The following is an 18,427-nucleotide window of genomic DNA, read 5'->3' on the forward strand; positions in this document are numbered from 1 at the left end:
CTGCAGCGCCGCGCGACCCGCTCCGGTGGGTCGGGTCCTTCCGACTAGCCTGGAGAAGTGCTGCTTCCCGATCTGATACCCGACCCCGTCGACGACGACGCGCTGTTCGACGCGTTCACCACCTGGACGACGGATCGGGGCATCTCGCTGTATCCGGCGCAGGAGGAAGCGCTCATGGAGCTCGTCGCCGGCTCCAACGTCATCCTCGCCACGCCCACCGGTTCGGGTAAGTCGATGGTGGCGCTCGGCGCGCACTTCTTCGCGCTCGCTGCGGGGAAGCGCACCTTCTACACCGCCCCGATCAAGGCGCTGGTGAGCGAGAAGTTCTTCGCCCTGTGCGACGTCTTCGGCGCCGACAAGGTCGGCATGATGACCGGCGACGCGTCGGTCAACGCCGGAGCACCGATCATCTGCGCGACCGCCGAGATCGTCGCGAATCTCGCCTTGCGCGAGGGACCGGACTCCGACATCGGCCAGGTCGTGATGGACGAGTTCCACTTCTATTCGGAACCCGACCGCGGGTGGGCGTGGCAGGTTCCGCTCATCGAGTTGCCGCACGCACAGTTCCTGCTCATGTCCGCGACGCTCGGCGACGTGACCTTCCTGCAGAAGGATCTGACCCGGCGCACCGGACGGCCGACGGTGGAGGTCTCGGGCTCCGAACGTCCGGTCCCGCTGACCTTCTCGTACTCGCAGGCGCCCATCGGGGAAGCGATCGAGGAGCTCGTCACCACGCATCAGGCTCCCGTCTACGTCGTGCACTTCACCCAGGCCGCGGCCCTCGAGCGCGCCCAGGCCCTGACCAGCGTGAACATGTGCACGAAGGCCGAGAAGGAGGCAATCGCCACCGCGCTGGGCGACTTCCGGTTCTCCACCGGTTTCGGCAAGACCCTCTCGCGTCTCGTCCGGCACGGTATCGGCGTGCACCACGCGGGCATGCTGCCGAAGTACCGGCGCCTGATCGAGAAGCTCGCGCAGGACGGGCTGCTGAAGGTCATCTGCGGCACCGACACGCTCGGCGTCGGCATCAACGTCCCGATCCGCACCGTGTTGCTCACGGGCCTGACGAAGTTCGACGGCACCCGCACCCGGCAGCTCAAGGCCCGCGAGTTCCACCAGATCGCCGGTCGTGCAGGTCGCGCCGGATACGACACGATGGGCACGGTCGTCGTGCAGGCCCCCGAGCACGAGATCGAGAACGTCCGGGCCCTCGCCAAGGCCGGGGACGACCCGAAGAAGCGCCGGAAGGTGCAGCGCAAGAAGGCACCCGAAGGGTTCGTCTCGTGGGGTGAGGGCACCTTCGACAAGCTGATCGCGGCGTCGCCCGAACCGCTGCAGTCGCGGTTCTCGGTGAGCAACTCGATGCTGCTCAACGTCATTGCGCGACCGGGCAACTGCTTCGACGCGATGCGGCACCTGCTCGAGGACAACCACGAACCCCGTCCGGCGCAGCGCAAGCACATCCTCAAGGCGATCTCGCTGTACCGGGGGCTGCTGCAGGCGGGCGTGGTCCAGCAGCTCGACGAGCCGGACGAGTTCGGGCGCCGGGCCCGTCTCACCGTCGACCTGCAACGCGACTTCGCGCTCAACCAGCCGCTGTCGCCGTTCGCGCTCGCAGCGATCGAACTGCTCGACGTCGACTCCCCCACCTACGCACTCGATGTGGTGTCCGTCATCGAGTCGACGCTCGACGATCCGCGTCAGGTGCTCATGGCGCAGCAGCATGCCGCGCGCGGTGAGGCCGTCACGCAGATGAAGGCCGACGGCATCGAGTACGACGAGCGGATGGAACTGCTCGAGGAGATCACCTGGCCCAAGCCGCTCGTGGAACTGCTCGAGCCGGCCTTCGAGACGTATCGGGGTGGGCATCCCTGGGTGTCGGAGTTCCCGCTGTCCCCGAAGTCGGTGGTGCGCGACATGATCGAGCGCAGCATGACCTTCTCCGAGCTGGTCTCGCACTACGGTCTGGCCCGCTCCGAGGGATTGGTCCTGCGCTATCTCGCCGACGCCTACCGCGCGCTGCGGCAGACGGTGCCGGACGCCGCGCGCACGGAGGACCTCGAGGACATCATCGAGTGGCTCGGTGAGCTGATCCGCCAGGTCGACTCGTCGTTGCTCGACGAGTGGGAGTCGCTGACCCACCCCGGGGCGGAATCCGACGAGCAGCAGATCGCGTTCGGCGCCGACTCCCCTCGCCCGTTGTCCGCGAACGTCCGTGCGTTCAAGGTCATGGTCCGCAACGCGATGTTCAAGCGGGTCGAGCTGGCCTCGCGTCGACGCTGGGACGAACTCGCGGCCCTCGGCGACGGTCTCGATGCCGAGGACTGGGAGGACCTGCTCGAGCTGTACTTCGAGGAGTACGACGAGATCGGCACCGGCCCCGACGCGCGCGGGCCGTTGTTGTTCACCGTCGAGACGGGTCCGGAACTGTGGCGGGTGCGTCAGACCCTGCACGACCCGCAGGGGGATCACGGCTGGGCGTTGATCGGCGAGGTGAATCTCGGTGAGTCCGATGCCGCCGGCGAAGTGGTGTTCGATGAGTTCGAGATCGTCGAGGGTTGATCGTCGCAGGCGGCGGGTCCCGGGAGCGGTAGCCTGACTCGGTGAGCGAACCGACCGTGCAACCCTTCCGCTTGGCCTACGTCCCGGGTGTCACCCCCGCGAAGTGGGTGCGGGTGTGGAACGCACGGATGCCGGACGTCCCGATCGAACTGGTCCCCGTCGAACCGACGGCAGGTGCGGATCCGCTGCGCGAGGACGTCGCCGACATCGCGCTGCTGCGCCTGCCGCTGCAGCGGGACGGCCTGTCGGTCATCCCGCTCTACACCGAGGTCTCCGTCGTGGTCGTGCCCAAGGAGCACGTGTTCGCGGCGGTCGACGAGGTGTCGGTGTCCGACCTCGCCGACGAGACGGTGCTGCATCCGCTCGACGACGTGCTCGACTGGGTCGCCCTCCCCGGTGAGGAGGCCTTCGAACGGCCCGCGACCACCGAGGACGCGATCTCGCACGTCGCCTCGGAGGTGGGTGTGCTCGTCACGCCGCAATCGCTCGCCCGCCTGCACCACCGCCGCGACCTGACCTACCGTCCCGTCGTCGACGCGCCGGCGTCCCAGGTGGGTCTCGTGTGGATCACCGACCGGACGACCGATCTCGTCGACGAGTTCGTCGGGATCGTCCGGGGGCGGACGGCCAACAGTTCTCGTGGACGCCGCAGTGATTCGGAGCCGGAAGGCGAGTCGGGCGGCACCTCGCGTCGTGGCGAACGCAAGGGCTCGGCCCCCAAGCGCCGCGCGCCGGAACCCAAGACGTCCCGCCGGGCGGGGGCGTCCGCGCGGAAGCGCCCCGGAAAACCCCGACGCGGTAAGCGCTGATCGACACGACGCGGTCGGCGCTGATCGGGGTCGTGGTCAGGAGACGACGGGGCGGCAGGTGGGCGGCACGCAGCCACGGATGGTCTCGGCGAGGATGCGGTAGTCGACTCCGCGCGGGGACGACGAGCGGAACACCAGTCCGATCCGGCGGCCGGGTGCCGGGTCCGCGAAGTGCGCGACCTCGAGGTCTCCCCTGGCGGTTTCGACGGCGACCGCGGAGGCCGGGACGAGGGTGATGCCCAATCGTCCTGCGACGCAGCGCACCACGGTGGACAGGGAGGTCGCGCGGGTGTCGCCGAGTGCCGGTCGTGCGTCGACGGACCGGCACAGGTCGAGTGTCTGGTCGCGCAGGCAGTGGCCTTCGTCGAGCAGCAGCAGTTGAGCGTCGTCGAGTGCGGACACCGAGAGGTCGGTGCGCCCGGCGAGTTCGTGTCCGGTCGGCAGGACGAGGACGAAATCCTCGTCGTACAGAGGAACTTCGATCACACCCGAGACGTCGGCGGGCAGCGCGAGGACGGCGACGTCGAGGGTTCCGGCTCGCAGTGCGTCGAGGAGCCGGGCGGTCTGGTCCTCGACGACCTGCAGCGACAGGGCCGGCATCGCTGCGTCGAGGGCGGGCAGGATCTCGGGCAGGACGTAGGGCGCGACGGTGGGGATCAAGCCCACCCGCAGCGGGCCCGACAGCCCGTCGGACACTCCTGCCGCCGCGTCGACGAAGCCGTCGGCGGCGTCGAGCACCACCTCCGCGTAGGGAAGCAGGCGTGCGCCCACCGGTGTCACGAGCACACGGCGGGTGCTGCGCTCGATGAGCTGGACGCCCAGGCCGTTCTCGAGAGCCGCCAGGCCCTGGGACAGTGTGGGCTGGCTGACCTCGAGTCGCGCTGCTGCCGTGCCGAAGTGGCGGTAGGTGGCCACCGCGACGAAGGCACGCAGCTGCGAGAGGGTGGGCTGGTAGCTCTGATCGCTCACGCCTATCAGTGTAGAGCGACCTATCGCCTTTACCTTTCGCAACTATCGGACTACGCCGGCCGCGGGCCCTACGACGTCGAGCCTGCCGCCTTGCCGGCAGCGAGGTCGTCCTCGTCGAGCACGACCTCGATCTCGCCACCGAACTCCACACCGGGGGCGAGCGGCAGCCGATCGCCACTCCAGAACCGGCCGGGGTCGTACCAGTTGCTCCCCCGGTGCCGTTGCCGCAGCAATCCCATCTCCTCCAGGGTCAGACCGACCACCTCGGCGCAGTAGGCGCTCTCGAGCCCACCCGACGGGACGGCCGCACGGCGGCGACGTGGGAGCCGACCCGCGAACCATCGCCCCGTCAGTTTCGTCGTCGACGGGAACGGTGTGCCGTCGAGCCGCGCGATCGTGCGCAGCAGCTGGTCCTCCTGATCCGGGGTGACCGCCACCGAGATCTGCCGCAACCAGCCGCGCTGTCCGTAACGAGCGGCCCACACCTGCACCGCACTACGAAGGTCGTGCAGCTGCACGCCGCGCTGGTGCCGCCCCGTCCACATGTCCGGGAGGCTGCGTCCGAGCTCGGCGTGCCACATCAGCGGCGGTAGGTCCTCGAGCGCGACCGTCATCCCCACGTGGTTCACCGGCGCGTTGGTCAGCGTCTGGATCGCCCGGTCGGCCGGGGTGGCGCCGCGGAAGATCCACAGGTCCCCCGTGCGGGTCGTCGCCACGGCCTCGTCGAGGGTGAGACGCGAACGCGCACCGGCGGACCGATCTGCCGACGAAGTGTCCATGCCGTGAGCCTGCCATGCCCGACGGCCGCTGGGGTCGTCCGCACGGCCCCGAGGGCCGCTGGGGTCGTCCGCACGGCCGCGACGGCCGCTAGGGTCGTCCGCATGACACTGCGCGGTGGCAAGTGGTGGAAGCTCGTCGGACTCGCCGGGATCGTGGGAGTCGCGGCGACCGGTGCCGTCACTGCCCGCAACGAGCGACAACGACGGAACTACAGCCCCGACGAGGTGCGGTCGGTACTGCACGAACGCTATGCGCGTTCGCTCGCCGCACGCGACGGCAGCGCCGAACTCCCCCTCGCCGAGGTACCGGCCGGGCCGAAGGAACGGATCAGCCGAGTGCTGCGGCGATTCCGTCGGCGAGATCGGTGATCTGCTCGTCGGTCATCACGAACGACGGGGAGATCTGCATCGCGCCCTGACCGGCCGCTCGTCCCGAGATCCCGTGCTGCCGCAGGGTCTTCACGAAACCGAGCGCCTCGGACGGATCGGCGAGCTGCACGGCCGCCACCGCACCGAGGCCGCTGCGCACCTCCGCCACCCGCGGGTGGTCCGCCAGCGGAGCGAGCTTCTCGTGCAGCGTCCGCTCGATCCGCGCCGCCTCGGCGAGCAGATTCTCACGCTCGATGATGTCGAGGTTGGCGAGCGCGGCCGCTGCGGCTGCAGCATGCCCGCCGTAGGTGTATCCGTGGCGCCACCACACGCCGCCGGCGAAGAACGGTTCGGCGACCCGCGGAGCGACGAACAGGGCGCCCATCGGCAGGTAGCCGGAGGTGAGTCCCTTGGCGGTGGTGACCATGTCGGGATCCAGGTCGAATCGCGACGACGCGAACCACGAACCGCCGATACGACCGAAGCCGGTGACCACCTCGTCGACGACGAACAGGATGTCGTGCTCGCGGCAGATGTCGCGGATCTCGGCGAGATAGCCGTCCGGCGGCAGGTACACCCCGCCCGCACCGATGACGGGTTCGCAGAAGAAGGCCGCGATGGAGTCGGCACCGACCGAATCGACGAGTTCGAGCAGCGCCTTGGCGTCGTCCCACGCAACCCGCGCGGTGTCCTCCCACAGGCGGCCGTAGCCCTCACCGTTGACGGGGATACCGGCGAGCGAGGTGCCACCGACGTGCATGCCGTGGTACGCCTTCTCGCGCGAGACCAGCAGCCGCTTGCCGGGCTTCCCGACCTCCTGCCAGTACCGCCGCGCGAGCTTGGCCGCCGAGTCGACGGAGTCGGATCCACCGGAGGTGAAGAAGATCTTGCTGCCCGGAACGGGGGCGATCCCCGCGAGACGCTCGGCGAGTTCGACGGTGGGTTCGGAGGTCAGATCGCCGAAGTTCGAGTAGTGGGCGAGCTTGGCGACCTGCGCTGCGATCGCGTCGCCGATCTCGGTACGGCCGTGACCGACATTGGTGAACCACAGTCCGGCGGTGGCATCGAGGTAGCGGTTGCCGGCGTCGTCCCAGATGTACGCGCCTTCCCCGCGCGACACGACGAATGCGCCGTCCCGTTCGATCGCGCCCATATCGGCGAATCCGTGCCACAACGCACCCACGACCAACTCCCGTCCACGACGATCACGACACCCGTCATCGTATGCGGAGGAAACGACTCTGGTGCCGGAGGCCCGAACCCGCCACCCTGGGTGCCATGACCGAGTTCCGCTTCTCCGTCAACATCTTCGAGGTCGGGTCCCCCGACGAGTTCGTTCGCTGGTGCCGCGCCGTCGAGGACGCCGGCTTCGACGCGGTGTACGCGGCCGACCATCTCGGTGTCCCCGCGCCGTTCCCCGTCCTGGTCGCCGCCGCCGGTGCCACCGAGCGTCTGCGGGTCGGCACGATGGTGCTCAATGTCGGTTTCTGGAATCCGGCACTGCTCGCCCGCGAGATCGCGACCACCGATCTGCTCACCGGCGGCCGGCTCGAGGTCGGTCTCGGCGCAGGCCACATGAGATGGGAGTTCGAGGCGGCCGGGATCGACTGGGAGCGCTTCGACGAGCGCGCCGAGCGACTCGAATCCACCGTGCAGGAACTGCAGCGATCGTTCACCGGATCCGGCTTCGACGAGCAGGCAGCGCTGCGCGAAGCGTTCGACCTGCCCGTACTCCGGCCGATGCAACGGCGCGGATTCGGCGGCTACGGTCCGCCCCTGATCGTCGGAGGCACCGGCGACCGGATCCTCGCCGTCGCCGCCACCCACGCCGACATCGTGAGCGTCGCCGGCGCCGTCCAACTCCCGGGGAGGCCACCGGGGACGTTCCGAATCGCCACCGCGGCCGAGGCCGACGACCGTGTCGCGTTCGCGCGGGCACGGGCCGGCGACCGGGTCGAGGACATCGAGTGGCACACCCTGCTCCAGGCGGTCGTCGAGACCGATGATCGGGCGGGCACCGCCGCCGCGCTCGCCGAGCGATTCGAGCACACCGTGAGCGCCGACGACCTGCTCGACTCGCCGTTCGTGCTGATCGGTACGGTCGACGAGATGGCCCGGCAGATCCTGCACAGCCGGGAGCGCTACGGGTTCACCCACTTCACGGTCCACGCCCCGTACCGGGAGATCTTCGGTGAAGTGATCGGCCGGGTGCGTGCCCTGGCGGGCTGACCACCGGGCCTGTCTACCCTCCCCGACCGGCCCCGACCGGGTCGTTTCGCTAGGCTGTGTGATCAGCATGTCCATCTCCCCCGCCCCGAATCGTCGCGAACTGCGCGCTGCCCTGTCCGAGGTCTCCCTCCGCGACGAGAACCGCCTCCGTCGCAGGCTCGACCGGGCGCGGGGCGGCGAGGCGCTGACCGAGGTCGCCTCCGAGATCGAGAACGCCCGCACCCGGCTCGCGTCCCGTGCGTCGTCGGTCCCGGAGATCCGTTATCCCGAGGACCTGCCGGTCTCGCAGCGCAAGGACGACATCGCCGCCGCGATCCGCGACCACCAGGTCGTGGTGGTCGCCGGTGAGACCGGTTCGGGCAAGACGACGCAGATCCCGAAGATCTGCCTCGAACTCGGGCGCGGGGTTCGCGGCCTGATCGGCCACACCCAGCCGCGCCGTATCGCCGCGCGCGCCGTCGCCGAGCGACTCGCGGAAGAACTGGACACCGAGCTCGGCGACGCCGTCGGGTACACGGTGCGCTTCAACGATCAGGTCACCGAGTCGACACTCGTCAAGCTGATGACCGACGGCATCCTCCTCGCCGAGATCCAGCGCGACCGCCTGCTGCGCCGGTACGACACGCTCATCATCGACGAGGCGCACGAGCGCAGCCTCAACATCGATTTCCTGCTCGGCTATCTCGCGCAGCTGCTTCCGCGTCGCCCCGATCTGAAGGTGATCATCACCTCGGCGACGATCGACCCCGAACGTTTCGCGCGCCACTTCGCCGACGCGAACGGCACGCCCGCCCCGATCGTCGAGGTCTCCGGCCGCACCTATCCCGTCGAGGTGCGTTATCGGCCGCTGACCGTCGAGGTGGGCGACACGCTCGTCGACCGCGACCCCGTCGACGCGGTGTGCGAGGCCGTCGAGGAACTCCAGCGCGAAGGCGACGGCGACATCCTGGTCTTCCTCTCCGGCGAGCGCGAGATCCGCGACACCGCCGACGCACTGCGCGACCGCAAGCTCCGCAACACCGAGATCCTCCCGCTCTACGGACGTCTGTCGGCGGCCGAACAGCACCGGGTCTTCGCACCGCACACGGGTCGGCGGGTCGTGTTGTCCACCAACGTCGCCGAGACGTCCCTGACGGTTCCCGGTATCCGCTACGTCGTCGACCCCGGCACCGCCCGTATCTCGCGGTACTCGGTGCGGACGAAGGTGCAGCGACTGCCGATCGAGCCGATCTCGCAGGCCTCGGCGCGGCAGCGTGCCGGGCGCTGCGGTCGCGTCGCCGACGGCATCTGCATCCGTCTGTACTCGGAGGACGACTTCGACGGCCGGCCGGAATTCACCGAACCCGAGATCCTGCGCACCAACCTCGCGTCGGTGGTGTTGCAGATGACGGCGCTCGGTCTCGGCGACATCGAGGCGTTCCCGTTCGTGGAGGCCCCGGATCCCCGCGCGATCCGCGACGGCATCGCTCTGCTCGAGGAGCTCGGCGCGCTCGAACCCGCGAAGAAGGGCGAGACGCCGCGCCTGACCGCGACGGGCCGCGAGGTCGCCCGGCTGCCCGTCGATCCGCGCATGGCCCGCATGATCGTCGAAGGCCACCGCAACGGATGCCTGCGCGAGGTCCTCATCATCGTCGCGGCCCTGTCGATCCAGGACGTGCGCGAACGCCCGACCGAGTTCCAGCAGGCCGCCGACGAGAAGCACGCCCGGTTCGCCGTCGAGGGCTCGGACTTCCTGGCCTTCCTGCGGCTGTGGGACTACCTGAAGGAACAACGGCGGGAACTGTCGTCGAGCAGGTTCCGCAGGTTGTGCCGCGACGAGTTCCTGCACTGGCTGCGGATCCGTGAGTGGCAGGACCTGCAGGGGCAGCTCCGTCAGATCACGGTCGACATGGGCTGGCAGACGCACCACCGCGACGTGAATCCCGACGACGTCCACAAGTCGCTGCTCGCAGGCCTGCTGTCGCACATCGGTCTTCGCGAGGGCGACAAGCGCGACTTCCTCGGTGCCCGCGGCGCACGGTTCGCGATCTTCCCCGGATCGTCGTTGTTCAAGAAGCCTCCGCGCTGGGTCATGGCGGCCGAACTCGTGGAGACCTCACGGCTGTGGGCGCGGACGGCCGCGCGCATCGAACCCGAATGGGTCGAGAAGCTCGCTCCGCACCTGGTCAAGCGCACCTACTCGGAGCCGCACTGGTCGACGCGCCGAGAGTCGGCGATGGCCTACGAACGCGTCACGCTCTACGGCATCCCGCTGATCGCCCAGCGTCCCGTGCCGTACGGACGGATCGATCCGGAGGTCTCGCGAGAGCTGTTCATCCGCCACGCCCTCGTGCAGGGCGAATGGCGCACGCAGCACAAGTTCTTCCACGACAACCGGGCGCTGCTCGAGGACGTCGAGGAACTCGAACACCGTGCGCGCCGGCGCGACATCGTCGTCGATGACGAGACCCTGTTCGACTTCTACGACCAGCGGGTGGGCCCGGAGGCGATCTCGGCCCGGCACTTCGACACGTGGTGGAAGAAGACCCGGAAGCAGCAACCCGACCTGCTGACGTTCACGCCGGACACCGTGGTGAACCAGGACGCCGCGTCGGTGCTCGAGGGCGACTACCCGGATGCGTGGCGTCAGGGCGAGATCCAGTTCCCCCTCACCTACCAGTTCGAGCCGGGCACGGAGGAGGACGGCGTCACCGCACGCGTCCCCGTCGCGCTGCTCGCGAACCTCAAGTCCGTCGGTTTCGACTGGCTCGTACCCGGGATGCGGACCGAGCTGGTGACGGCCCTCATCAAGACCCTGCCGAAACACCTTCGGAGGCAGGTCGTCCCGGCTCCCGATTTCGCGGCGGCCGCCCTCGCGTCGGTGACGCCGCGCTCCGAACCGCTCGTCAACGCGATGGCCCGCGAGCTGTCGCGGCTCGGCCGGTGCACGATCGAGCCCTCGGACTTCGATACCGGTGCGTTGCCCGACCATCTGCGGATGACCTTCGCGGCGGTCGACGAACGCGGCACCGTGCTGGGCCGCAGCAAGAGTCTGGCGGCGCTGCGGAAGAAGCTGGCTCCGCGGGTCGAAGCGGAGGTCTCGCGCGCCGCTGCGGGCACCGAACGTCCCGCGGCGGTGGTGTGGACGGCCGAGACCCTCGGGAACCTGCCGGAGACCGTCACCCGTGAGGTCGGCGGCCGGAAGGTCACCGGTTATCCCGCCCTGGTTGCGGAGAAGGACGGCGTCGCGGTGCGCGTGCTCAGCACACCGCAGGCCCAGCAGAACGCGACGCGTCAGGGGTTGCGTGCCCTGCTTCTGTCGTCGGCACCGACGAAGGCGAAGGCCGTGACCTCGGGACTGACCAACATGGAGCGACTCGCGCTCGGGCGGAACCCGGACGGATCGTTCGAAGCGCTGATCGAGGACTGCCGTGCCTGCGCGGTGGACGAACTCATCGCCGCGCACGGAGCTCCCGTGCGCACACCCGAGGAGTTCGAGGCGCTCGCGGCCACGGTGCGCTCACATCTGCCGGGGCGCGTGGCCCGTCTGTTGAAAGCGGTTGTGCCCGTGCTGTCCCGCGCCCACGAGGCGGGTGTGCTCCTCGATCGGTCGAACGGCGAGGCTGCCGACGACGTACGCGAACAGCTGCAGTCGTTGCTGTTCCCCGGCTTCGTCACCGACCTCGGATCGCGGCGGATCGCCGACCTGCCGCGCTACCTCACCGCGGCCGCGCAGCGCCTGGAGGCGTTGCCGGCAAGCGCGCATCGCGACGCGGCGGGAATGGATGTGCTCGATCGCGTCTACGGCGCCTACGACAAGCTGCTCGCACGACTGCCGGAGGAGCGACGTGCCGCACCCGAGGTGGTCGAGATCTACTGGATGATCGAGGAATTGCGCGTGAGCCTGTTCGCGCAGGGTCTCGGGACGCGGATCCCGGTGTCGGAGAAGCGCGTCCTGAAGGCGATCGACGCGATCCGGTAGCGACCGAAACCGTCAGTCGGTCGCGTCCGAGCGGGACTTCTTGTGCTCGCGCAGTTCCTGGATCTCGCGTTCGAAATCCTCTGCGGAACTGAAGGAACGGTAGACCGAGGCGAATCGCAGATAGGCGACCTCGTCGAGATCGCGCAGGGGCCCGAGGATCGCCAGTCCCACCTCGTGGCTCGGGACCTCGGGGGATCCCTTCGCCCGCACCGCGTCCTCGACCTGCTGCGCGAGCTTGTTGAGCGCATCGTTGTCGACATCGCGTCCCTGGCAGGCACGGGCCACGCCGCGCACGACCTTCTCGCGGCTGAACGGCTCGGTCACGCCGCTGCGCTTGACGACGGACAGCACGGCCGTCTCGACTGTGGTGAAGCGGCGCCCGCATTCGGGACACGCCCGCCGACGACGGATCGCGGCACCCTCGTCTGCCTCGCGCGAATCGACCACCCGGGAATCGGGGTGGCGGCAATACGGGCAGTACATGTCGGTTCCTTCGTCGTGCCCGTGCGGGTCGCGACGTCGGCGCCGAAGCAATGTCTCCCGACCGGAACCGTCTCCACCCGCGAGTGGGCCGACACCGCCGCAACCACACGGAGTGGTGTGACTGACAGTGTTAGACAATACCCGCCTGTCCGGTTCGGGCGCGGATCGCGGGTCGGGCAGGGCCACGACACCCTCATCCCCGGGAGGAATCCGGCACGAGGAGACGGCTTCCGGCCTGCACGGCCGTACCGTCGAGCGAGTTGAGGTCGGCGATCCTCGCCACCGTGACGTCGACCGGAGCATCGGGCCACACGCGAGCGGCCAACGCCTCCAGGCTCTCCCCCTCGCGTACGACCGTGACCGTGGTGCCGGCGCCCTGCGAGATCACCTCATCGGTACGCACGTGGGCGAGCACGAGGAGCATCGTCGTCGCGAGCGCGGTGAGGAGCACCGTCGCGGCCATCTGCCGCCAACTCGTCCCCTCCGCAGGCCGGCGACTGCGCGGCGTGATCTCCGAGCGACGGTGCAGGGGTTCGCGCGAGGGTGCGGCGACATATTCGCGATATTCGCGCGTGGGCGCGGCGACGCGCGGTCTCGTCCGCGCCGGGACACGGGTGCGATGAGGCAGCGTCGACGTCGCGATCGGCCGGATGCGATACGCCGCCGCCCCGGGTGCACCTGCTCCGGGCGGGCCCGTGACGGTCCGTCCTGCCGTGCTCGTCCGGACTGAGGCACCGGTTCGGGCCACAGCGCCCTGTCGCGCCGTACCCACCGGAACCGCCGTGTCGATCCGAACCGCTCTGCTCATCGGAAATCCTCCGTGTCGCTGTGCGTGGTCTTCCGACCCCGTCCGTGTCGCTGTGCGTGGTCTCACGACCCCGTTCGATCAGTCGCTCATGTGTTCGAACGAAAGTCTGTTCGAATGTTCTACCACGAGTCGCACCCCGACGACAGCTCCTCGGAGGGTGAATCTCGAACATCTGTTTGATATACGCGCGGGATCTCGATAGATTCGAAAGGCAACTTGCAACCCATCCGACACTCGCCGCACGGAGGTCACGATGAAGGCGGACGGAACATCCACAGCCCGCCGGGGCGGACCCACGACCGACGATCCCACCGCGAGCCTCACCGAGCGTCAGCGTCGTGTGCTCGAGGTCATCCGCGATTCCGTCAGCGAACGGGGGTACCCACCGAGCATCCGCGAGATCGGCGACGCCGTCGGGCTCAACTCCACGTCCTCCGTCGCGCACCAGCTGCGCACCCTCGAACGGAAGGGCTTCCTGCGCCGCGATCCGAACCGTCCGCGTGCCGTGGACGTCCGCGGTCTCGAGCCCACCCCCGCAGCCGAGTCCTCCCCCGAGGTGGTCGCCGGCTCGTCGACCGACGACATTCCTTCGGCGGCAATGGTTCCCGTCGTCGGCCGGATCGCTGCCGGTGGCCCGATCCTGGCCGAGGAATCGGTCGAGGACGTCTTCCCGCTGCCGCGCGAACTCGTCGGTCAGGGCTCGCTGTTCCTGCTCAAGGTCGTCGGCCAGTCGATGATCGATGCGGCCATCTGCGACGGCGACTGGGTGGTCGTCCGGCAGCAGAACGTCGCCGACAACGGCGACATCGTCGCCGCGATGCTCGACGGCGAGGCCACCGTCAAGACGTTCAAGCGGGTCGACGGCGACGTCTGGCTCATGCCGCACAACCCGATGTTCGAACCGATCCCGGGCAACGACGCCGTCATTCTCGGCAAGGTCGTCACGGTCGTCCGCAAGATCTGATTCCCGGGTGCACCCGGAGAGGAACGAGGCCGGGGTGGCTCCGCTGAGCGGAGCCACCCCGGCCTTTCTCGTACGTGCCTCAGACGTTGAGGCCGCGCCCGATGACTTCCTTCATGATCTCGTTCGTGCCGCCGTAGATCTTCTGCACGCGGGCGTCGAGGTACGCCTTGGCGACCGGGTACTCGCGCATGTAGCCGTAGCCGCCGTGCAGCTGCAGGCAGCGGTCGATCAGCTCGACCTGCTTGTCGGTGGTCCAGTACTTGGCCATCGCGGCTTCCTGGACGGTGAGCTTCTTCTCGTTGAGCAGCTCGATGCACCGGTCCACGAACACCCGGGCGAGCTGGGTCTCGGTGGCGAGCTCGGCGAGCTCGAAGCGGGTGTTCTGGAACTTGCCGATCGGCTTGCCGAAGGCCTTGCGGTCGCGGCAGTACTGGATCGTGTCGTCGAGCACGCGCTCCATCGCAGCCGCGGCGACGACCGCGATCGCCAGGCGCTCCTGCGGCAGGTTCTGCATCAGGTAGATGAAGCCCATGCCCTCCTGACCGAGGAGATTGGCCGCCGGGACGCGGACGTCGTTGAAGCTGAGCTCCGCCGTGTCCTGCGCGTCGAGGCCGATCTTGTCGAGGTTGCGTCCCCGCTCGAAGCCCGGCATGCCGCGCTCGACGACGAGCAGCGAGAAGCCCTGGGCGCCCTTCTCCGGGTCGGTGCAGGCGACGACGATCACCAGGTCGGAGTGGATGCCGTTGGTGATGAACGTCTTGGCGCCGTTGAGGACCCAGTCGTCACCGTCGCGCACCGCGCGGGTCTTGATGCCCTGCAGGTCGCTGCCGGTGCCGGGCTCGGTCATCGCGATGGCTGTGATCAGCTCACCCGAACAGAAGCCCGGAAGCCAGCGCTTCTTCTGCTCCTCGTTCGCGAGCTCGAGCAGGTAGGGAGCGACGACATCGTTGTGCAGCATGAAGCCCAGACCGCTGAAGCCCAGCTTGGTGGTCTCCTCGGCCATGATGGCGTTGTAACGGAAGTCGTCCATGCCACCGCCGCCGTACTCCTCCGGCACCGCCATGCCGAGGAAGCCCTGCGCGCCGGCCTTCTTCCACACCTCACGGTCGACGATCTTGTCCTTCTCCCACTGCTCGTGGAAGGGGGCCACCTCCTGTTCGAGGAACTTCCGGTACGACTCCCGGAAGAGGTCGTGCTCGGGCTCGAAAAGGGTGCGTTCCATCTGCGCTCCTGTGTGAGACGTCGTTCGACATACTCACGGTATGCAGCCGAGCGCGCGGTGACGCTGACACAACCGAGCGCATTTTGTGACCCGGACGACCCCGGCGGGCGCCCGTCGGTATCGAACGGCCCGCGGGCACGGGTCGGTGTCGGCCGTCGCGCCGGGCGCCGGTCAGCGGCGCAGATCGGCGAGTCTGCGCAGCAGCGGGTACGCGACGAGGATGCCGATCGACCCCCAGGCGATACCGCCGAGTTCGACCGAGCCGATCGACAGGGTCAGGTCGCCGATGCCGGCGACGAGCGCCGCGGCTGCGACCGTGAGGTTGACCGGATCCGTGAAGTCGACCTTCGCCTCCGTCCAGATGCGGACGCCGAGGATGCCGATCAGGCCGTAGAGCACGAGGGTCGCGCCACCGAGGACACCGTCGGGCACGGTGAACACCAGCGCACCGAACTTCGGCGAGAAGGCCAGCACCACAGCGGTGACCGCCGCGACGGCGTATGCAGCGGTCGAGTACACGCGCGTCGCCGCCATGACGCCGATGTTCTCGGCGTAGGTGGTGGTGCCCGAGCCGCCGCCCGCACCGGCGAGGGTGGTCGCGAGGCCGTCGGCGATGAGCGCGTTGCCGGCCATGTCGTCGAGGTTCCGGCCGGTCATCGCGGCGACCGCCTTGACGTGGCCGACGTTTTCCGCGACCAGCACGACGACGACGGGCAGCGCCAGCAGCACGACCGACAGTTCGAAGGTGGGGGCGCGCAGGTCGGGCAGACCGAACCAGGCGGCGTCCCGCATGGCGTCGATGCGTTCCGACGCGATCGCCCCGGTGAACGCCGCGAAGATCCATCCGACGATCACACCGACGAGGATGCCGAGGCGGCCGAGCATGCCCGGGCCGACCACTGTCACGAGCAGCGTGACCACGAGCGTGATCGTGGCGACGAGCGGTTGGGCTTCGAACGAGCCGGTGGCGGTCGGCGCGAGATTGAGGCCGATGAGGGCGACGATCGCCCCGGTGACCACCGGCGGCATGACCGCGTCGATGATGCGCGAACCTGCCGCCTTGACGATCAGACCGATGAGCACCAGCACGATGCCGACGGCGACGATTCCGCCGAGCTGCGCTGCCGGACCGGACCCGGCCGAGGCGCTGAGCGGCGCGATGAACGCGAACGACGAACCGAGATAGCTGGGCACCCGGCCGCGCGTGATGAGCAGGAACAGCGCGGTGCCGATACCGGAGAAGAGCAGCGTCGTCGTGACGGGGAAGCCGGTGATCGTCGGCACGAGCAGGGTGGCGCCGAACATCGCGATGACGTGCTGCATCCCGATGCCGATGGTGCGCGGCCACGACAGTCGCTCGTGCGGTGCGACCACCGCACCGGGATTGATACGACGCCCGTCGCCGTGCAGGGTCCAGCCGCGGCGTGTGGTCGTGCGTCCGGTCGTGTTCGCTCGTTCGGTCACGACAGGTCATCGTAGAACCGGCAGCCTCGGGCGCGTGGAACAGGCCGTCCCGGCCGCGTGGAACCGGCCGTCCCGGCCTTGCCGTTCAGTCCAGCAGTTTCGCTGCCGCGGCCCGTGCCGCGACGGGGTCGTCGCTCGCGAGGACCGCCTCGGCCGCCTCGCGGCAACGGTCCATCGGGACCGAGGCGAGCCGGGCCCCGACACCCGTCACCGCCGAGGCGGCGCACGACAGGGAGGTCACGCCCATTCCGGTCAGGACGCAGGCGAGGAGCGGGTCGGCCGCCGCCTCGCCGCACACCCCCACCGGCTTGCCCGCGGCCGCCCCGGCCTGTGCCGCGCGGGCCACGAGCGCGAGCACCGCGGGCTGCCACGGGTCGGTGAGTGCGGCCAGCTGCGGCGACATCCGGTCGGCCGCCATCGTGTACTGGGCGAGGTCGTTGGTGCCGATCGACAGGAAGTCCAGGTGTTCGAGCAATCGGTCGGCGAGCAGGGCGGCGGACGGAACCTCGATCATGACGCCCGGTGACAGTCCGCGCTCGCGTACGCGCGCGGCGAAATCGGCGGCCTCCGAAACGGTCGCCACCATCGGCGCCATGACCCACGGCGTGGCGCCGGTACGCGCGGCGGCCGCGGCCACCGCGTCGAGCTGGCGATCGAGGACTCCCGGCGCCGTGGTCGTGATGCGGATACCGCGGACTCCGAGGGCGGGATTGTGCTCGTCGGGGTGGTTGGCGAACCGGAGGGGCTTGTCGGAGCCGGCGTCGAGGGTCCGCAGGACGACCTTCCGCCCTTCGAACGCCTCGAAGACCTCCGCATAGATGTCGGTCTGCTCGTCCACCGTCGGTTCGGTGTCGCGGTCGAGGAAGCACAGTTCGGTGCGGAACAGACCGACGCCCTGCGCCGGCGTCCGGCGCGCCGCGACGGCACCGGATCCGTCCTGCACATTGGCGAGGATCTCGACCGGGTGACCGTCGGCGGTGGCGCCGGGACCGGACCACCCCGCCACCCGCTCGCGCTCGACGCGGTCGCGTTCGACCTCGGCCGCGGCCTCGCCACTGTCCGGGGAGAGCACGATCCGGCCCGTCGCGCCGTCGACCAGCACCTCGGTGCCGGCCGGGACGTCGTCGAGGCCGGCCACCGCGACGACGCACGGGATGCCGAGCTGGCGCGCGATGATCGCGGTGTGGCTGGTGGGTCCTCCGAGGGAGGTGGCCAGCGCGACGACCACGGACGGGTCGAGCCCGGCGGTGTCGGCGGGTGCGAGATCGGTCGCGAGGAGCACGGACGGCGTGTCGGGCATCTCGAGCCCGGGTTCGGGGGCGCCCTGCAGTTCGGCGATCACGCGGTCGCGGATGTCGAGCAGGTCGGTGACCCGCTCGGCCTGCAGTCCGCCCATCTTCTCGAACAGGGCCGCGAACTGGTCGGTGGCGGCGACGGTGGCGCCGACCGCATCGGTGCCGGAGCGGATCTTCGTCGCGGCCGCTCCGCGCCAGGCGCGGTCCTCGACCAGCACAGCGGTGGCCTGGAGCACTTCTGCCGCGGCGCCCGATGCACGCGAGGCGCGGGCCCGCAGTCGCTCGGCCACGACCTTCGCGGCGTCCTCGAATCGGCCCACCTCGGCCTCGCGCGCCGTGTCGGGGATCGAGGTGCCCTGGGCCGGGACCACAGGACGCGCGACGGGACGGATGACCGGCCCGTATCCGATACCGGGGACGACGGGGGTGCCGTGCAGGACGGACGCCGACTGCTCCATGGAGATCTCCTCACCGCAGTAGTTCGTTGTGACTCAGATTACTCGGAAGCCTTGA

General features: G+C 69.4%; 14 protein-coding genes. 6 read left to right on the plus strand and 8 right to left on the minus strand.

The window, feature by feature from the left end; all coding sequences use genetic code 11:
- The first annotated feature begins 57 nt into the window (after positions 1-57).
- Both ACPCXD_RS07070 and ACPCXD_RS07075 read left to right on the plus strand, forming a co-directional pair.
- A complete protein-coding gene (locus ACPCXD_RS07070; protein ID WP_160875965.1) occupies positions 58-2,562 on the plus strand; it encodes a DEAD/DEAH box helicase in 2,505 nt (834 codons plus the stop codon).
- 41 nt (positions 2,563-2,603) lie between these two features.
- On the plus strand, positions 2,604-3,371 hold the full coding sequence (locus ACPCXD_RS07075) for a LysR family substrate-binding domain-containing protein (RefSeq protein WP_423659034.1): 768 nt from the start codon (positions 2,604-2,606) through the stop codon (positions 3,369-3,371).
- Between the two features lie 36 nt (positions 3,372-3,407).
- Here the strand turns inward: ACPCXD_RS07075 and ACPCXD_RS07080 are convergent, their stop codons facing one another.
- Together ACPCXD_RS07080 and ACPCXD_RS07085 are read right to left on the minus strand one after the other, a co-directional pair.
- Positions 3,408-4,340: a hydrogen peroxide-inducible genes activator gene (locus ACPCXD_RS07080; RefSeq protein WP_016692719.1), complete on the minus strand. Its 933-nt coding sequence runs from the start codon at positions 4,338-4,340 to the stop codon at positions 3,408-3,410.
- A 68-nt stretch (positions 4,341-4,408) separates the two neighbouring features.
- Complete coding sequence (locus tag ACPCXD_RS07085; RefSeq protein ID WP_016692718.1) at positions 4,409-5,119, minus strand: hypothetical protein; 711 nt, start codon at positions 5,117-5,119, stop codon at positions 4,409-4,411.
- A 102-nt stretch (positions 5,120-5,221) separates the two neighbouring features.
- Here ACPCXD_RS07085 and ACPCXD_RS07090 point away from each other — a divergent pair, with 102 nt between their 5' ends.
- Positions 5,222-5,488 (plus strand): hypothetical protein, encoded by a 267-nt coding sequence (locus ACPCXD_RS07090; protein ID WP_145691764.1) that lies wholly within the window; start codon positions 5,222-5,224, stop codon positions 5,486-5,488.
- On the opposite strand, the gene ACPCXD_RS07095 is transcribed toward ACPCXD_RS07090, so the two are convergent.
- Positions 5,448-6,641: an aminotransferase family protein gene (locus tag ACPCXD_RS07095; protein WP_145691872.1), complete on the minus strand. Its 1,194-nt coding sequence runs from the start codon at positions 6,639-6,641 to the stop codon at positions 5,448-5,450. The two genes, ACPCXD_RS07090 and ACPCXD_RS07095, sit on opposite strands and share 41 nt — an antisense overlap.
- Positions 6,642-6,766: 125 nt before the next feature.
- Here ACPCXD_RS07095 and ACPCXD_RS07100 point away from each other — a divergent pair, with 125 nt between their 5' ends.
- Both ACPCXD_RS07100 and hrpA read left to right on the plus strand, forming a co-directional pair.
- On the plus strand, positions 6,767-7,717 hold the full coding sequence (locus tag ACPCXD_RS07100) for a TIGR03621 family F420-dependent LLM class oxidoreductase (protein WP_160875961.1): 951 nt from the start codon (positions 6,767-6,769) through the stop codon (positions 7,715-7,717).
- Positions 7,718-7,784: 67 nt separating this feature from the next.
- Positions 7,785-11,678, plus strand: a complete 3,894-nt coding sequence (gene hrpA / locus ACPCXD_RS07105; protein ID WP_423659037.1) for an ATP-dependent RNA helicase HrpA — start codon at positions 7,785-7,787, stop codon at positions 11,676-11,678.
- Positions 11,679-11,690: 12 nt separating this feature from the next.
- Here the strand turns inward: hrpA and nrdR are convergent, their stop codons facing one another.
- Positions 11,691-12,161, minus strand: coding sequence for a transcriptional regulator NrdR (gene nrdR, locus ACPCXD_RS07110; protein WP_059381265.1), 471 nt, complete (start codon positions 12,159-12,161; stop codon positions 11,691-11,693).
- A gap of 193 nt (positions 12,162-12,354) precedes the next feature.
- Positions 12,355-12,624 (minus strand): LysM peptidoglycan-binding domain-containing protein, encoded by a 270-nt coding sequence (locus ACPCXD_RS07115; RefSeq protein WP_059381490.1) that lies wholly within the window; start codon positions 12,622-12,624, stop codon positions 12,355-12,357.
- Between the two features lie 598 nt (positions 12,625-13,222).
- Here ACPCXD_RS07115 and lexA point away from each other — a divergent pair.
- Positions 13,223-13,933, plus strand: coding sequence for a transcriptional repressor LexA (gene lexA, locus ACPCXD_RS07120; protein WP_145691767.1), 711 nt, complete (start codon positions 13,223-13,225; stop codon positions 13,931-13,933).
- 79 nt (positions 13,934-14,012) lie between these two features.
- On the opposite strand, the gene ACPCXD_RS07125 is transcribed toward lexA, so the two are convergent.
- The 3 genes from ACPCXD_RS07125 to ptsP all read right to left on the minus strand — a co-directional run bounded on the left by ACPCXD_RS07125 (position 14,013) and on the right by ptsP (position 18,372).
- Entirely contained in the window at positions 14,013-15,155 is a 1,143-nt protein-coding gene (locus ACPCXD_RS07125; RefSeq protein ID WP_016692710.1) for an acyl-CoA dehydrogenase family protein, read from the minus strand.
- Between the two features lie 171 nt (positions 15,156-15,326).
- Positions 15,327-16,619 (minus strand): uracil-xanthine permease family protein, encoded by a 1,293-nt coding sequence (locus ACPCXD_RS07130; protein WP_423659040.1) that lies wholly within the window; start codon positions 16,617-16,619, stop codon positions 15,327-15,329.
- A gap of 85 nt (positions 16,620-16,704) precedes the next feature.
- Positions 16,705-18,372, minus strand: coding sequence for a phosphoenolpyruvate--protein phosphotransferase (gene ptsP, locus ACPCXD_RS07135; RefSeq protein ID WP_145691769.1), 1,668 nt, complete (start codon positions 18,370-18,372; stop codon positions 16,705-16,707).
- Positions 18,373-18,427 lie beyond the last annotated feature (55 nt).

The sequence above is a fragment of the Rhodococcus sp. AB351 genome, from assembly GCF_049538275.1.
Lineage (GTDB): Bacteria > Actinomycetota > Actinomycetes > Mycobacteriales > Mycobacteriaceae > Rhodococcus.

Coding starts and splice junctions, on each gene's coding strand:
- nrdR (WP_059381265.1), bottom strand. CDS start 12,161: ATGTACTGCCCGTATTGCCGCCACCCCGATTCCCGGGTGGTCGATTCG.
- ACPCXD_RS07095 (WP_145691872.1), bottom strand. CDS start 6,641: ATGGGCGCGATCGAACGGGACGGCGCATTCGTCGTGTCGCGCGGGGAA.
- ACPCXD_RS07125 (WP_016692710.1), bottom strand. CDS start 15,155: ATGGAACGCACCCTTTTCGAGCCCGAGCACGACCTCTTCCGGGAGTCG.
- hrpA (WP_423659037.1), top strand. CDS start 7,785: ATGTCCATCTCCCCCGCCCCGAATCGTCGCGAACTGCGCGCTGCCCTG.
- ACPCXD_RS07115 (WP_059381490.1), bottom strand. CDS start 12,624: ATGGCCGCGACGGTGCTCCTCACCGCGCTCGCGACGACGATGCTCCTC.
- ACPCXD_RS07090 (WP_145691764.1), top strand. CDS start 5,222: ATGACACTGCGCGGTGGCAAGTGGTGGAAGCTCGTCGGACTCGCCGGG.
- lexA (WP_145691767.1), top strand. CDS start 13,223: ATGAAGGCGGACGGAACATCCACAGCCCGCCGGGGCGGACCCACGACC.
- ACPCXD_RS07100 (WP_160875961.1), top strand. CDS start 6,767: ATGACCGAGTTCCGCTTCTCCGTCAACATCTTCGAGGTCGGGTCCCCC.
- ptsP (WP_145691769.1), bottom strand. CDS start 18,372: ATGGAGCAGTCGGCGTCCGTCCTGCACGGCACCCCCGTCGTCCCCGGT.
- ACPCXD_RS07085 (WP_016692718.1), bottom strand. CDS start 5,119: ATGGACACTTCGTCGGCAGATCGGTCCGCCGGTGCGCGTTCGCGTCTC.